13 protein-coding genes and 1 tRNA gene are annotated in these 15148 nt (G+C 49.8%); 6 read left to right on the forward strand and 8 right to left on the reverse strand.

The features are described 5' to 3' along the window. Nucleotides 1–80 precede the first annotated feature (80 nt). Nucleotides 81–1640 (reverse strand): aldehyde dehydrogenase family protein, encoded by a 1560-nt coding sequence (locus tag NOC_RS15430; protein ID WP_002812053.1) that lies wholly within the window; start codon nucleotides 1638–1640, stop codon nucleotides 81–83. Between the two features lie 825 nt (nucleotides 1641–2465). Here NOC_RS15430 and NOC_RS15435 point away from each other — a divergent pair. The 4 genes from NOC_RS15435 (at nucleotide 2466) to NOC_RS15450 (ending at nucleotide 5824) form a co-directional block, all read left to right on the forward strand. Further along, nucleotides 2466–2912 (forward strand): DUF2892 domain-containing protein, encoded by a 447-nt coding sequence (locus tag NOC_RS15435; protein ID WP_002813749.1) that lies wholly within the window; start codon nucleotides 2466–2468, stop codon nucleotides 2910–2912. A gap of 100 nt (nucleotides 2913–3012) precedes the next feature. Beyond that, a complete protein-coding gene (locus tag NOC_RS15440) occupies nucleotides 3013–3816 on the forward strand; it encodes an OBAP family protein (RefSeq protein WP_011331093.1) in 804 nt (267 codons plus the stop codon). 984 nt (nucleotides 3817–4800) lie between these two features. Then, a complete protein-coding gene (locus NOC_RS15445; RefSeq protein WP_002813416.1) occupies nucleotides 4801–5001 on the forward strand; it encodes a PLDc N-terminal domain-containing protein in 201 nt (66 codons plus the stop codon). 412 nt (nucleotides 5002–5413) lie between these two features. Beyond that, nucleotides 5414–5824 carry a DUF7282 domain-containing protein gene (locus NOC_RS15450; protein ID WP_011331095.1) on the forward strand — a complete coding sequence of 137 codons (411 nt, stop codon included), beginning with the start codon at nucleotides 5414–5416 and terminating at the stop codon, nucleotides 5822–5824. Nucleotides 5825–6495: 671 nt separating this feature from the next. Here NOC_RS15450 and groL read toward each other — a convergent pair. The 3 genes from groL to NOC_RS15465 all read right to left on the reverse strand — a co-directional run bounded on the left by groL (nucleotide 6496) and on the right by NOC_RS15465 (nucleotide 9241). After that, nucleotides 6496–8160, reverse strand: coding sequence for a chaperonin GroEL (gene groL, locus NOC_RS15455; RefSeq protein WP_002813030.1), 1665 nt, complete (start codon nucleotides 8158–8160; stop codon nucleotides 6496–6498). 69 nt (nucleotides 8161–8229) lie between these two features. Next, complete coding sequence (gene groES / locus NOC_RS15460; RefSeq protein WP_011331096.1) at nucleotides 8230–8520, reverse strand: co-chaperone GroES; 291 nt, start codon at nucleotides 8518–8520, stop codon at nucleotides 8230–8232. Between the two features lie 256 nt (nucleotides 8521–8776). Continuing rightward, nucleotides 8777–9241 carry an FxsA family protein gene (locus tag NOC_RS15465; RefSeq protein ID WP_002813883.1) on the reverse strand — a complete coding sequence of 155 codons (465 nt, stop codon included), beginning with the start codon at nucleotides 9239–9241 and terminating at the stop codon, nucleotides 8777–8779. 126 nt (nucleotides 9242–9367) lie between these two features. On the opposite strand from NOC_RS15465, the gene NOC_RS15470 reads away from it, so the two are divergent. Beyond that, nucleotides 9368–9443 (forward strand) — tRNA-Phe (locus NOC_RS15470). Nucleotides 9444–9670: 227 nt separating this feature from the next. On the opposite strand, the gene NOC_RS15475 is transcribed toward NOC_RS15470, so the two are convergent. Both NOC_RS15475 and NOC_RS18690 read right to left on the reverse strand, forming a co-directional pair. After that, nucleotides 9671–9868: a hypothetical protein gene (locus NOC_RS15475; RefSeq protein WP_036497764.1), complete on the reverse strand. Its 198-nt coding sequence runs from the start codon at nucleotides 9866–9868 to the stop codon at nucleotides 9671–9673. A 374-nt stretch (nucleotides 9869–10242) separates the two neighbouring features. After that, nucleotides 10243–10533, reverse strand: a complete 291-nt coding sequence (locus tag NOC_RS18690; protein ID WP_197538962.1) for a type I restriction-modification system subunit M N-terminal domain-containing protein — start codon at nucleotides 10531–10533, stop codon at nucleotides 10243–10245. 400 nt (nucleotides 10534–10933) lie between these two features. On the opposite strand from NOC_RS18690, the gene NOC_RS15490 reads away from it, so the two are divergent. Further along, nucleotides 10934–11326, forward strand: coding sequence for a DUF1523 family protein (locus NOC_RS15490; RefSeq protein WP_002813033.1), 393 nt, complete (start codon nucleotides 10934–10936; stop codon nucleotides 11324–11326). Between the two features lie 48 nt (nucleotides 11327–11374). Here the strand turns inward: NOC_RS15490 and NOC_RS15495 are convergent, their stop codons facing one another. Together NOC_RS15495 and NOC_RS15500 are read right to left on the reverse strand one after the other, a co-directional pair. Next, the gene (locus NOC_RS15495; RefSeq protein ID WP_011331097.1) at nucleotides 11375–12022 is read right to left on the reverse strand and encodes a class I SAM-dependent methyltransferase; all 648 of its coding nucleotides are present in this window, start codon (nucleotides 12020–12022) and stop codon (nucleotides 11375–11377) included. Between the two features lie 41 nt (nucleotides 12023–12063). Then, nucleotides 12064–15096 carry a type III restriction-modification system endonuclease gene (locus NOC_RS15500; RefSeq protein WP_002813924.1) on the reverse strand — a complete coding sequence of 1011 codons (3033 nt, stop codon included), beginning with the start codon at nucleotides 15094–15096 and terminating at the stop codon, nucleotides 12064–12066. Nucleotides 15097–15148 lie beyond the last annotated feature (52 nt).

Raw genomic sequence — 15148 nt, forward strand, 5'->3', positions numbered from 1 at the left:
GTCTTAGTATCAGCTTTTAATAAGGCTCCGGCCCGGCAAGAGATGCCCGGCCGGAGCTTTTTGAGTTAATGTTCTAGCGTTTAGAAGAAGCCCTGTGCTTTCTTATCGTAAGAGACGAGCATATTTTTCGTCTGCCGATAATGATCGAGCATCATCTTGTGATTTTCCCGGCCAAAGCCGGATTTTTTATATCCGCCGAAGGCCGCATGTGCAGGATAGTGATGATAGCAATTTACCCACACACGGCCTGCTTTAATAGCCCGAGGAATGCGGTACAACTGGTGTGCATCGCGTGTCCATACGCCTGCTCCCAGTCCATAAAGTGTTTCGTTAGAAATAGCGATAGCATCGGCTTCATCCTTGAAGGTTGTCAGAGAGGCTACCGGACCGAAAATCTCTTCCTGGAACACGCGCATTTTATTGTGTCCCTTAAAGATCGTCGGTTCAATATAGTAGCCGCCGGAAGTGCCGTTGGAGCCTACATTTGCTTTTTGACCTCCGGTCAGGACTTGCGCGCCTTCTTCCCGGCCGATCTCCAGGTAGTTGAGAATTTTCTCAAATTGATCATTGGAGGCTTGTGCACCAACCATGGTTTCGGAGTTTAGTGGATTGCCTACCTTTATTTTTTTAACCCTTTCCACAACCTGTTCAATAAATGCATCGGCAATCGACTCCTGCACGAGTATACGGGAAGGAGAGGTACAAACTTCTCCCTGGTTAAGGGCAAACATAGCGGCCCCCTCCAGTGCCTTGTCGAAAAAATCGTCGTCGGCATTCATCACGCTTTCGAAAAATACATTCGGACTTTTGCCGCCCAGCTCAAGCGTAACGGGTATCAGATTTTCGGAGGCATACTGCATAATGAGCCGTCCAGTTGTAGTTTCGCCGGTAAATGCAACTTTAGCAATCCGGGGCGAAGAAGCCAGCGGTTTGCCCGCCTCGGAGCCAAATCCGTTAACTACATTCAATACGCCGTTGGGCACTACCTCTTTGATCAGATCGGCCAAAATAATGATGCTGGCCGGTGTCTGTTCAGCAGCTTTTATCACCGTACAGTTACCTGCGGCCAGGGCAGGGGCCATTTTCCAGGTAGCCATCAGCAGTGGGAAATTCCACGGTATGATTTGTCCCACCACGCCCAGGGGCTCGGGCAAATTTATGCTTACGGTGTCTTTATCCAGCTCGGAGATGCCGCCTTCTTCGGCGCGGATGACGCCGGCAAAATAGCGGAAGTGATCTACCGCCAGCGGAAGGTCGGCATTTAAGGTTTCACGGATGGGCTTGCCGTTTTCGACGGTTTCTACACGCGCTAGATATTCGAGATTTTCTTCGATAATATCTGCAATATCGAGCAGTACCTTACTTCGCTCGGCGGCAGAAGCCTGGTTCCAGTCTTTTGCTGCCTTGTGGGCGGCATCAAGCGCAAGTTCAATATCTTTTTCGTTAGAACGTGCTACCTTGGTAAACGGCTTGCCATCCATCGGCGCAATATCATCAAAATATTCACCATCGACAGGCGCTACAAATTTGCCGCCGATAAAATTATCGTAATGGTCTTTGAATTCAGGGCGATCGTAAAGTTTACCGGTCGTGGACTCGGTTTCCCTTTCTTTAACTTGGGTAGTTTGATTGTTAGCCATGATGGTCCTCTTTTATCTTAAACTTTCAGGTTAGAATTTGTATCCCAGGCACACTTGACTTGCATGACTCCCAACTGGCAGGGGTCGGACGGATCGGCGAAGGAATCGGCGGTTCACTTGTACCTTCAGGATAACAAAGCCTATAGAAGATAGATCCCCCACTTCATGTAACATCACAATGGGGCTGAAATGCCCCTCCATTGTTGCTCATGAAACCATAAATTCGGTACCCGGTCTATCAGCCCGTCCATATCGCCGCCGATTCCAAGAAATTCTTTTTTCATCATATCTACAAACAAGCCCTAACGGAAATGTGATCTACGTTCAACCCACATGTTATCCCGCGCGTCTTTGCCGTTACTATGCGCATGGTCACTACTCCAACAATATTTCATGCTGATTTTACCCTTTTTGTTTTTACGGATTTAGTTCTACTTAAGCCGCTTCTTTGAGCAAATAGTCTTAAAAGGGATTTGCTGTCAGGCACTATTTACGTTCATTCGCAGAGGCTTTGAGCTCATGGAGCCTGTTTAATTCCAAACCCAGGCGCGTCTTTTACAGCTCCCTTCCATATTGAGCTTAGGCTCTTCCTTGGCTATTATTCATCAAAGCAACAAACCACGATGGGGTTAACCTAGAATCAAGTAATTCTGCTACTCGTGGTTCTCCTCTCCGCCTTTACAATCAGAATAAAAAGCTGGTTATCTTTCCTCTTTTTTTACCTTGTAAACCCTGAAAGCTTGTCTAGAATTAATGCAACGGATGTCCTGTGCCGCGGTGTCTTTCAGTAACGTTTTTTCCACGATTCATTGAGGAGCTTCTTTCATGGCTTTAGCAGAAACCCCCTACCGAGTAGCCGAGCATACCGTCGATGAAGTTAATTGGCGGATTGAAGAGGAAATGCGGGAACGATTACGCCACTATGCCCTTTATCCTGAAAAAATCGATCAACGTCTGCAAGAACTAGATGAAGAGTGGGACATTGAGAGAACTTTAGAGGCCAATGCCGCCAGCTTATCCCTAGTGGGTCTGACCTTAGGGCTAGCGGTAAACCGTAAATTCTTGCTATTTCCCGTGGCGATATCGGCTTTTCTGTTGCAGCACGCTATTCAAGGCTGGTGTCCCCCAATCCCCCTATTTCGCCGCCTGGGAGTACGTACCCAACGGGAGATAGAAACAGAGCGGATAGCGCTAAAGATTTTACGCAGCGATTTTGATGAAATCAGCCACGATGTTCATCCCGCTACCGTGGTGAATGCCGTACACCGTTAGCGCCACGCTAGCAAAGCCTGGAGAAAAATAGGCAAGGTCAACCCAAACAGTGGGTTCAAGGCCCTCTCAGCAGGACTGCGACTCTGGAGGAAAACAAACTATGGTGAACATAATTTTCATGGCTGCCCTCCTAGTGATAGTACTCGCAACAGGATGCACGGGCAGTGGCAAAGTTCTACCAGCCCTGGAGATAGAGGGACAACCAGAGAGTATCAAAACAAATGTGTTAGAAACAGGCGCTTTGGCTTTGCAACGGGATGCACCTCCCGATAAGCTCAATATTTATCTGGTCGGATTCCATCCTCTGAAAAACGATCCGCAGCACCAATTTGAAGCGCACCATTTCTGTCAGCAGGTTAACCAGGATTTTGCTCAGTGCGTCCTGTATGATGGCAACACGCCGGACGCTAACATGAATGGTATTGAATATATTATTTCTGAGCGATTGTTTAACAGCCTTCCGGAGAAAGAGCAGCAATACTGGCACCCCCATAATGGCGAAATTCTCTCAGGACAACTCGTTGCACCCGGATTGCCAGAGGCAGCTGACAAGGAGGTGATGCAGGGCAAAATGAATAGTTATGGAAAAACCTGGCATACTTGGCGAGTCACCCACGGCAATGGGAACAATGATCAGCTGCCCCTTGGCGAACCAGCACTGGCCTGGTCCTTCAATCGTTTTGGCGAAGCCAAGCCCGGACTCGTGGAAAGCCGTGATCGGCGAATGGATATTAATACCGAGGAACGCCGGCGTCAGCGCCAAGATCTTACCCCTCTTGCCCACCCTCAGGCGGGGGTCGATGCACTCCAGGGAAAATTTAAAGGGTCTACCCAGCCGATTCCGGGAGTAGTCGATAAGTCTGCCGCACCCGGGCTAGGGGGCGAATCTTTTCCCAGCCAATAATTGTCGCCGTCCTAGCAAACTCGTTGATGGTTGCACCAGGGCAGAAGCTGTGGCTATGCAACCAATCCTATTCCTATTCTTCGAGCTCTGAGATTGAACCACTTACCCAATAATTCTAAAAGCGGACAGCAAACGCCGTGATAATTTTTAACTCGGCTTTACCCCTTGCTTTCTAACCTTCTTTTTTTAAATTAAAAGCCCTATCCCTACGCTCGCCATAAACAGATAAGCAGTAGGTAGAGTTATAAATGACTGCCTATAATTATACTCTTCAGATAACTCGATATTTTAGATCAAGAAGATTTAATAGAGCATCCAAAGATGGGCAGATACCCCATCATAGAATTCAGTATGATAGGGATTGGCTGAGTTCAAATTCTCTATTCAGCAGCCTACTTTATTTGAGGCGTGGAGGCAGGGGAGAAAGGATTTAAAAGCTACTATTATCTAAATGCGATAAGATGAATACGACTGATTTCCTACCACTATGCAATTTACTTCATGTCTTTGCCGTCACTATGCGTACGGTCACTGATATTTCATACTGATTTTATTATTTTCGCTTTCAAAGAATTTAGTTCTATTTGAACTGCTGCCTTGGGCAAGTAGTCTTTATCTAGATTAAGAGAGAATTTTTTGTCAGGCACTATTTGGGTTCATTCGCAAAGATTCTGGGGAGTGCATTAAGCGGGCCGATACATTGAGAATGAAAACCTTCGTTCTCAACGGTCATTTTAACGGTTTCATCCCTTGATCATCTCGGCCTGCCTGCTCGAGCACCGCCACCTTCACCTGCAAGAGGCTTTGAACTCATGGAGCCTGTTTGATTCCAAACCCATGCGCACCTTTTACAGCTCCCTTCAATCCGGAATACAGTTATTTTTGATCAAGGCTCACGGTCATTGACACCCGAGCCAGCGTTTACTACATTTAATCCTCGTGGGAAAGGTAGTTTGTTTTTCCTATACCTCAAGGAGAAAGGACATGGATAGCTTGTTTAGCAGTGTCGGTAATGTATTCGGTGGTCTACTAAGCCTGATCTGGTTGATCATCGTGGTCTGGGCCATCGTCAAGGTGGCGAAAAGCGGCGCGAGTACGCTGGCAAAGATAATCTGGATTATCGCATTGATTATCTTTCCCTTGATTGGCTTGATCGCCTGGCTATTGTTCGGTCCCAAGGGGTAGCGATTGCGCACGCAGCAAAATTTGGGCGGGTCGCTTATTTAAAGGGCCTGTCCGTTTTTGTATTGACCAAACTCCAGTGAAAGTCGCCATAACGCGGTACGCCGAATCTGACTATGCCAAAGCAATAATTGATCGGATCAACCAACCATGAAATCCAATATTGAAGAAGGAACTCGCTGCCTAGGGAATTAAGCCGACGCACGCTGTTATGTGTTGGTGGCGCATTTTATGTTAACTGAGCCAGCATGCAATTATTTTTTGATCCATGATCACAGCGATTGACACCCAAGCAAGCGTTTACTACCTTTAATCCTCATGGGAAAGGTAGTTTTTTTCCTATACCCTGCCGCACTCATCTAGCTTGGTGAAAGCGAAACAGGATTCATTGACTTGGCAAGAAAGGAGCAATGGGATGAAATTTCGTACTCTACCGCTAGTACTGGCTATGACCGGCGTGGCCGGCTTTGTCATCGCCGCCGAAAAGGCGGCAATCGAAGTGTCGCCTCAACCGGCAGGCAGCGAAATTACTGTGGATAGTGTAACCGTCCCGGATGATGGTTTCGTGGTGATTCACGCCAGCGACGAGCATGGCAATATTATTGCACCACAATCCATTGGCTATTCGGCAGTGAAATCCGGTACCCAAGAAGACGTCAGCGTTAGCCTGGATGAGGAAGTTGCCTCCGGCGACAAGGTCTTCGTCATGCTGCACGAGGACACCGGCGAGAAAGGTACCTATGAATTCGGCGTCGATAGGACGGATGTGGACGTACCGGTGATCCAGGATGGTAAGCCGGTTATCGCGCCCATGGATATTGAATAAGCTTAGGCTTACATACCCGTTTTATAGCAAGGCCGCCCGATAGGAGTGGCCTCGCTATGGAGCAGCGTTGATTATCTGCAACCCAACTGGCGGGAAGCCGTCGGACAGATCGGTGAAGGAATCGGCGGTTCACCTGTACCTTCAGGATAACAAAGCCTATAAAGATAGATCCCACCTCATGTAACATCACAATGGGACTGAAATGTCCCTACATTGTTGCTCATGAAACCATAAATTCGGTATCCAGTCTCCCTTGGTTGTTATCCACCGAAGCACCAAAACGCGGCGGAAGCCTTTTACCATGAATTCGCGCTATGATTTTCCCCTTGCCACAAGCGCTGCAACCTATCCTCGGGAGGAGGAGAAGTGATGCCCGTGGAAGGGTGATACCTAATGAGGGCCTTGCGCGGTAAATCGTGGCCAGCCAAAGCACCCGTTGAAGCGCGAATTTGTCAGACGGATAAAATTTTGTGCCCACAAAATTGCTATCAGTCATGGCGAAACTCTAAATAGTGAAGGACTCTCTCAACAAGCCCTCACTCCTGACTCAACCTCAATTTATTCTCCTGGATAAAAACCAAATAGTTATCCAGGATTGATGTAAAAAAAGCCCCGATCTTTAATAAGACCGGGGCTTTTTACTCTTAAGACAGCGAGTGGATCTTGGGCGTTTACATCATGCCCATATCACCCATGCCGCCCATACCACCCATGCCGCCGCCCATGCCAGGCGCACCGCCAGGAGATGCCTCCTCGTCCTTCGGCGCCTCGGCAATCATCGCCTCGGTGGTGATCATCAGACCCGCCACGCTGGCAGCATTTTGCAGGGCCGTCCGGCTGACCTTGGTGGGGTCCAGGATTCCCATGGCAATCATGTCGCCAAACTCTCCGGTGGCGGCATTGTAACCGTAGTTACCCTCGCCTCCCTTAATCTGGTTAACGATGACAGAAGCCTCTTCCCCAGAATTGTTCACGATCTGGCGCAGAGGTTCTTCCATGGCGCGACGGGCAATATTAATGCCCACATCTTGATCATGATTCGCACCTTTAAGATCCTTAATACCTAATAGAGCCCGAATCAGCGCTACCCCACCACCAGGGACCACGCCTTCTTCTACCGCCGCACGGGTGGCGTGCAGAGCGTCTTCCACACGGGCCTTTTTCTCTTTCATCTCCATTTCGGTCGCGGCGCCCACCTTGATGACGGCCACGCCACCTGCCAATTTAGCAACCCGCTCCTGGAGCTTCTCTTTATCGTAATCGGAAGTGGCTTCCTCAATCTGTATCCGGACTTGCTCGACCCGGGCTTTAATATCGTCAGCACTACCCGCACCATCTACGATGGTGGTGTTTTCCTTATTAACGGTGATTTTCTTGGCCCGACCCAAATCATCCAGGGTCACTTTATCCAGGGAAAGACCAACCTCCTCGGAAATGACCGTGCCGCCAGTCAGCACGGCGATATCTTCCAGCATGGCCTTACGGCGATCACCAAAGCCTGGTGCCTTGACCGCGCACACTTTAACGATACCGCGGATGGTATTGACCACCAGGGTCGCCAGCGCTTCGCCTTCCACATCCTCAGAAATCACCAGTAACGGCTTACCCGCTTTGGCCACGCTTTCCAGCACCGGCAGCAAGTCGCGAATATTGGAGATTTTTTTATCGTGAATAAGGATATAAGGATCATCCAGATCCGCCGCCATGGACTGCTGATCGGTGATGAAATAGGGCGAGAGATAACCCCGATCAAACTGCATTCCTTCCACAACTTCCAGCTCATTATCCAAGCCAGAACCTTCCTCCACCGTAATCACGCCTTCCTTACCTACCTTATCCATGGCTTCGGCAATGATTTTACCCACGGACTCTTCCGCATTGGCGGAGATAGTGCCCACCTGGCCGATAGCCTTGCTATCCTCGCAGGGCTTGGAGAGTTTTTTCAGTTCTTCAACCGCAGCCACCACTGCCTTGTCAACGCCCCGTTTGAGATCCATGGGGTTCATGCCAGCGGCCACCGCCTTCATACCCTCGCGCAGTATGCTCTGAGCCAGCACAGTTGCTGTGGTGGTCCCATCTCCTGCCACATCGGAAGTCTGGGAAGCCACTTCCTTGACCATCTGGGCGCCCATGTTCTCGAACCTATCCTTAAGTTCAATTTCTTTGGCAACGCTAACGCCGTCCTTGGTAATGGTGGGTGCGCCAAAGCTCTTCTCCAGCACCACATTCCGCCCCCTGGGGCCCAAGGTGACCCGTACCGCATCGGCCAAAACATTGACGCCATGCATCATGCGATGGCGTGCATCTTCGCTAAATCTTACATCTTTAGCTGCCATATTATTTCAATCCTCTGTTACTAATTTCGTGATTACTTCAAGCTTTTGTCGCGTTTTGCCAGCCGCGTCTTAACCTTCGAGCACCGCCATGATGTCGTCTTCCCGCATCACCAGCAGTTCTTCGCTTTCGACCTTTACATCGGTGCCGGAATATTTGCCAAAAAGCACCTTATCCCCTACTTTCACGTCAAGGGCGCGCACTTCTCCACTTTCAAGAATTTTGCCATTGCCCACGGCAACGACTTCACCACGAATCGGCTTCTCAGCCGCTGTATCCGGAATCACAATACCACCAGAGGAAGTTTTCTCTTCCTCCATACGACGGACGATAACGCGATCATGAAGTGGACGAATCTTCATTAACTTCTCCTTGTTACTTTTAAAGTTAAATTAAGGAAATACACGAACGCATGTTATGGGGACGAGCACTCCAAATTTCAAGAGCGCCACCAAAAAAAATTAGCACTCTCCTATAACGAGTGCTAATAATAGCAATATCAAAACACGAGTCAACAGGAAAAAATACGAAAGGGCTCCCCTAACAGGGGGCACAAGGCATTGACGAACGGGGATTTTAAAGTTCTCAGAGAGGGATTAGCGGGGGAAAGTCAAATTCTTATTCGTCTTCCCGTTTAGCCTGGCCGTCAATAATGCGGGGACGCTGGCGATGGTCAGAATCTTCCGGCCCCTGGCCCTGGCGGTATAGGGTAACTTCAACTCCACCGCGTTGCAGGGTGCGCCTTGCAACCCATAACAGAAAAGCCCGGCGGACAGGAGGAATAAGCCCCAAGAATCCTAGGGTATCAGTAAAAAAACCAGGGGTCAGCAGGAATATCCCACAGACCAGCAGCAATGCCCCTTCCAGCATCTCTAGCGCCGGTACCTGGCCGCGGGCCATACTGGCTTGAACCCGGCTTACGGTAGAGAACCCTTGCTGGCGCAATAAGAGCGCTCCCACCATCGCTGTGACTATGCATAAGAACACAGTCCAGCCAGCCCCCACAGCGCTACCAACACGGATCAGCAGGTAGATCTCAATCAGAGGAAAGGTAAGGAAAAAAATAAAAAGTAAGCGAAACATTTAGTAATCGAAATTATCAATAGTTGATTTCAAGTATACGCGACCTAGCTTGCGATGTCGCCTTGACTTATGGCTGCTAAATCGTTTTAATGGCGACCAAACAATTTAAGTATAGCCGGTTTTTAAGGCCAGGTAGCTCAGTCGGTAGAGCAGGGGACTGAAAATCCCCGTGTCGGCAGTTCGATTCTGTCCCTGGCCACCAAATAAAACAATAGCTTGCGAAACCGTCTTTGAGCGGGTCTTTTTCGCTGTGGAGGCCAAGTGGGGTATCACTTGCATACCCCAATTTTCCGCCAAGTACCGCTTCGGTCATAATTTCACTTGCCGAATAACCCCTCATCTCTCCCATTTTATTGTCCCATAGGGCTTCCCCATCATCCGTCTGAAGATTCTTGTAGCGAGCCTAATCTCAGTTTATAGCGCATTGGGTTAGGGCGCGGCAAAAACTGATATTTTCAGAAAAAATAATAGATTTAATCTTACGGTAGGAGGGGAAGTGATGCGCGTGGAGGGTGATACCCAACCGAGGGCCTTGAGCGCTAAGTCGTGGCCAGCCCAAGACACCCATTGAAGCGCGAATTCTCCAGGCTGATGAGGTTTTGTAGGAACAAAATCGACATCAGTCATGGCGAAACTCCAAATTCATGCACCAGCTCGATGATCTTGGCCCCCAGGGCGTGCCAGAGCAGCTTGCCATGACCGCTCTCGGCGGCTTCACGGATTCATAGACCTGGGTGAGCCATTTGTAATCCCTAGCATCGATATAGCCACGCAGCAAGGTGGCCGCGCCCCTAGAGATAGGATTCAAATTCTGATTGGGAGTTGCGCGTGCAGATGGTCACGAAATACGCACCCGCCCGGGAATAATCATAATTCTGTAATCGGATCGAACGGCGGCGGTGGATAGAAGGGTTGTAGGTCATGGCAGCAATCCGTTTTGGCCAGCAATGCTTGCAGCCTATCCTCGGCCGCATACGCCGCCTGCAATGACTCCCTTGAGATTAGCGATGGCCTGAGCGAGGGTCATGGCCGATATTGGCGCTTTTGGCACGGATCTCCTGCCAGTGACAGCCTTCCAGCACCTGGAAGCGATGGTTCTCCGGGAATTGCGCAAACTCCGCATCCCCTTCGGACTCTTTCAGGGCGGTAGCGAATTCTTCGTCGTAGACATCGGCGATTCGCTTGAAGAACAGCAGGGGGAAGATATAGGTTTTGAAATCAGCCGCATTGACTGGCCCACGTAGAATATTGGCAGCCTCCCAGAGATGGACCGAGAGGGTTCCGATATCCAGCGTTGCCTTATTGGGTTCCTTTTTTTTCGCATTGCTCCTCTACAATACTTGGCGTTCATGGGTTTCTAATCAAGAATTGGCGGCGGGCGAGAGTTTAGATCGCGTTTACTCAGCCCATGGAGGGGAATTGTACTGCCCCACGGCACGTTGTTGGAAATGCTGCCGATTCGCCTGCTTTAACTACTCGCTTTGGCGCTCAATTGGAGAATGGCAAGATTTTTTCTATGACCGCTTACCCTGCCAGGCCCGTGGGTGCCGGTAAGATTAAGCCGCTACCAATAAAGGGCGCGTACTAGGGATAGAGGCTCTTAAACTATTAGATTAAATCCCTTCAATATGGTATTTTCCAACAAGCGTTTTTGAGCTTAAATTGACTACTACTACCAGCAAAGGATTTCGCGTGAACGCATTCAAAAGAATTGGCGCTATTATTGCCATCACTCTGGTATTAAGCGTGTTTGTTGCCCTAATCAGCTATCAATGGCCCAGGACGGCAACCTTCAGAATTGTAGACACTGAAGTCAAGCGCATTGAGGGTGGGGACCAATACCGTATCACCGCCATTCGTCAAGAAGATGACAAACGGATGGTGCTTCGCAACGAAGACGCTTGGTATCGGTTTAAGTTCGACAGCGCCGACATCCAGGGCGATGCAGCCATCGCGGAAAAGAATGATTTTATGGTGGAAATGACTTATTACGGCTGGCGCAGCAACCTCATGTCATGGTTCTGGAATGTGAGTGACCTTGACATTCTACGGGAAAAGGCGCCAGCCCCAACACCGCAAGAATAAGGAGAAACGCTGCGATAGTCTAAGTCTATCAGCGCTGCAGCACAGCCGTCACTTTTTGGCCTCCCAAAATGTCAGTAAGTTGAACCACCGCCCCACTGCCTGGACCTCATAGAAGCCCGCGGCAGCCAAATAATCTGGAATTTCCCCGCGAATATGGGCAACGAGGGCAGGCATGAATAATTGGGGCCATACGCCTAACCACCATAGGGGGTGGCCCGGCCGGTCAAAATCCACTGCTAGCAAGCGTCCGCCCGGCTTGAGCACACGATGGATTTCTTCTAATCCCTGCCGTTTCAATTCCGCCGGCAAATGATGCAACATTAAGCTGGATAGCACCACATCAAAAGTTTCGTTCCCAAAAGGAAGGCGCTCCACAACGCCCAATTTGAACTCCGCTTGACTCTGGGCGCGGGCCGCCTTTTTCCTTGCCAAGGAAATCATGGGAAGAGAAGGATCAACGCCTACCACCTTCCCCGAGGGGCCGCTCTTCTCCGCCGCCAATTGTGTCAGCACGCCGGTCCCGCACCCCACGTCCAAAATTTGCTCGCCAGGGCTCAATTGGGCATGGCGCAGGGTCTCCCGCCGGAACTTCTTTCTCAGACCGACCAAAGCGCACTCCAAATCATAAATGGGCGCTTGCCATTTGAGCACGGCCCCCCGAGTTTTAGGGGCCACTTCCCTGCTTGAATTCTCCATAGCATTATTCCTATCCATGCTTCAAACTCGATACCTAATTCCTATTCCACATGACCCATCATCCCTGCAACATCCATTGCCTTGATATAGCGGACGGGGTTTTCTGTGTCTTTTGCAATTTCTTCAAAGTGCCGTTCTCCGCACTTGATCTTCGCTCCTTCAAGGTGGCGTAAATCATCCCACCACGCGCTGCCTTTGGTCTCAACCACAAAGTAGAGCTTTTCCTCACCGCCATCTTCCACAACGACAGCCCAATCGGGGTTATAGGAACCGAGCGGCGTTGGCACTTTGAACCACGGGGGCAATTTGGCGTAAACTTTAACTCTTTCGTTCTTCTCCAAGTCTTCGGCGAAGGACTTCTCCACGCTTCCCGAGTCATACACGACATGGGTGTATACGGATTTTTGTACTTCCAGCGTATTCTTCAGATAGCCTTTCAACTCTTCCTGCTTAAAAAGTGCCTGGGCATAGCCGTGATCGTCACCGATCTTAGTGTATTTGATGCCGTCAACAAGCGCTAGCCGCTTAGTACGGTTAATCGCCTCGGAACAATAGTCGATGAATTGCTGGGGATTGCGCAGGAAGTCCTGAAGCCTTCGGCTCTCCCTGAGTATCTGGACGATACTTTTTCGAGTGAGCTGGGTCTTGTCCTGCAAGTCGGTAATAATATCGGGCAACTCGATATCATTTTCGTGGATTGTGGTATAGCCGGAAGCGCTGGTTTCCTGAACCCCTACGCCACCTTTACCGATAGCAATATCCGCCTTTCTGAATTGGGCGCGGGTTTTGGTAATCGGCGGGCAGCTTCTTATGGCGTCGGCGCAATCGTTCAGGAGCTTCAGGTTGTCGAACTCCACACGGTACGTGGTCTTGTACTTGATCCGCTCCCAGAGCAACCGGAACTCATCGGATTCAAGAACAGCTTCCCGCGTTCGAATGATTTTCCGATCATCGGCGTTCTTGATATCCAGCTTGCCAGCCAGCTTGCGTAGAACCGCCTGAATATCCGATGTGATTATATCAGTCTGTTCCTCTCCGTGATTCTTGACAAGCTCCTGCTTGATTTCCTCTGGCAGCTCAAAGTTTCCGTTTTTCAACGCGGCGCGAAGACTGTCCTGCACCTTACCTTTTACATCCACAAATTGCTGATCTTTGAGGAACTGCCAAATCTTCTCTGACTGTTCCACCCCCAAAGGTGCAACCTCGCCTTGTTCGTTGAGGGTTTGAATGGTCGCGAATTGGTGTGGTTCGACAATGCCGAAGCGAATACCCGTATCCTGTTCGATCTCTTTTTGCAGGTTATCGGCAAATTTTTCGTAGTTTTCCGTGGCAATTACGGTCAGCGTGTTCACGTCGTTGCCGCGAAGCCGTTCGCCATTCTGATTGACGCAGAGACGCAGGCCACGGCCAAGGGTTTGGCGTCGCTCCCGTTCGCTTCCCATGTCGCGGAGCGTGCAAATCTGGAAAACGTTGGGATTGTCCCAACCTTCCTTCAGAGCGGAGTGAGAAAAAATGAATTTCAGCTTGGTATCAAAGCTCAGTAGCTTTTCCTTCTCCTTCATAATCAGGTTGTATGCCCGCTCTGCATTGTCGCGGTTCGCCTGATTATTCTCGGCGGTGTCGACAGATCGGCCTTTCTTATCAATAGAAAAATAGCCGTTATGCACCTCGTCCGCCCCAGCCTCCAGATCAATTTCCCTGAACAGGCTTTGATAATCCGCTGACTTGGCCAGCTTGCGGTATTCCTCCTCGAACATCCGAGCGTACTTGCCCTTAACAGCGTTACCGTCCTCGTCGTACTGGCGGTAGTGCGTGACACTATCAATGAAAAATAGGCTGAGCACTTTGATTGGCTTCTTGTTCGCAGCGAACATCAGCTCCTTATCGAAGTGCTCCTTGATGGTTCGCCGGATCATCAAGCGCTTGATTTGGTCGGGATCAACGCCACCAATGGCCTCGCCTGGTCGAAGCCGTTGATCGAAGCCGTCGCCCTTGACCTCAATGGACTCATTATCTTTGCCACAGGTAATGGTACCCATCTGCATGTTTTCATAAATGGAGCGGCCTGTGATCTGCTCCAGATCGTCGCCGTCCTCCACGGTTAGGAATTCTCGCCGGACATTCTTGCCGCGCTGAACATCCACTTCCACTTTGGCGGTAATTGATCCTTTCCGGTTATCCGTGGAGTCCAGCCGGATATAGGGTTTGTTGTGTCCACTGTCGATCTGGAGTGACGCCACCTCAATCTGCTTAACCAAGCCTCGCTCATAGGCGTCCACGGCATCCAAGCGGAAGGTCATGTGATGCTTGTCCACATGGGTCGCGGAATAACGCAGGGTGCACAACGGATTCATCGCCGTGAGCGCTTCCTTGCCTTTGCCTGTCAGGCCACCGTCAACGCTTTGTGGCTCATCGACAATAATGATCGGGTTCGTGGCGCGAACAAGGTCAATCGGCTTTTCACCACCTGTATTCTCGTTTTCCTTGTATAGATTGTTGACATCCTTTTTATTGATCGCGCCGACCGTCGTCACCATGATCTGGATATTGGAACTGGTAGCGAAGTTGCGCACCTGACCCAGCTTGGAGGAATCATAGAGGAAGTATTCGTAGCCCTTGGCCTTCGGGTACAAGCCTTCAAAATGCTCTTGCGTGATTTGCAGCGTCTTATAAGTACCTTCCTTAATCGCAATGGACGGCACGACAATCGCGAACTTGGTGAAGCCGTAGTTCTTGTTCAGTTCAAAGATCGTGCGCAAATACACGTAGGTCTTGCCCGTTCCGGTCTCCATTTCAACGGTAAAGTCTCCGCTGGCTAGCTTCTTGGTAGGCCGCAGGCCATTCTGAAGTTGCACCTTACGCAGGTTTTCTTCAATTTCTTCATCAACCAACAAGAGCCTGTTGCCGATACCGAGCTGATTCTCCTCCAAACCCAAAGATAAGTTGAGGCTAGACTCCGGCTGGAATGTCACGGTGAATTCAGAGCGGGATATTTCCTGTCCTTTAAACAGACTGACAACCGAGTCTATCGCGGCTTTTTGGTAATCCAGATCGTCTTCAAATTGGAGTTTCATTTACTTTGAATCCAAATTAACCACGGAACACACAGAATACACTGAAAAATAT

The sequence above is a fragment of the Nitrosococcus oceani ATCC 19707 genome (genome assembly GCF_000012805.1).
Taxonomy (GTDB): domain Bacteria; phylum Pseudomonadota; class Gammaproteobacteria; order Nitrosococcales; family Nitrosococcaceae; genus Nitrosococcus; species Nitrosococcus oceani.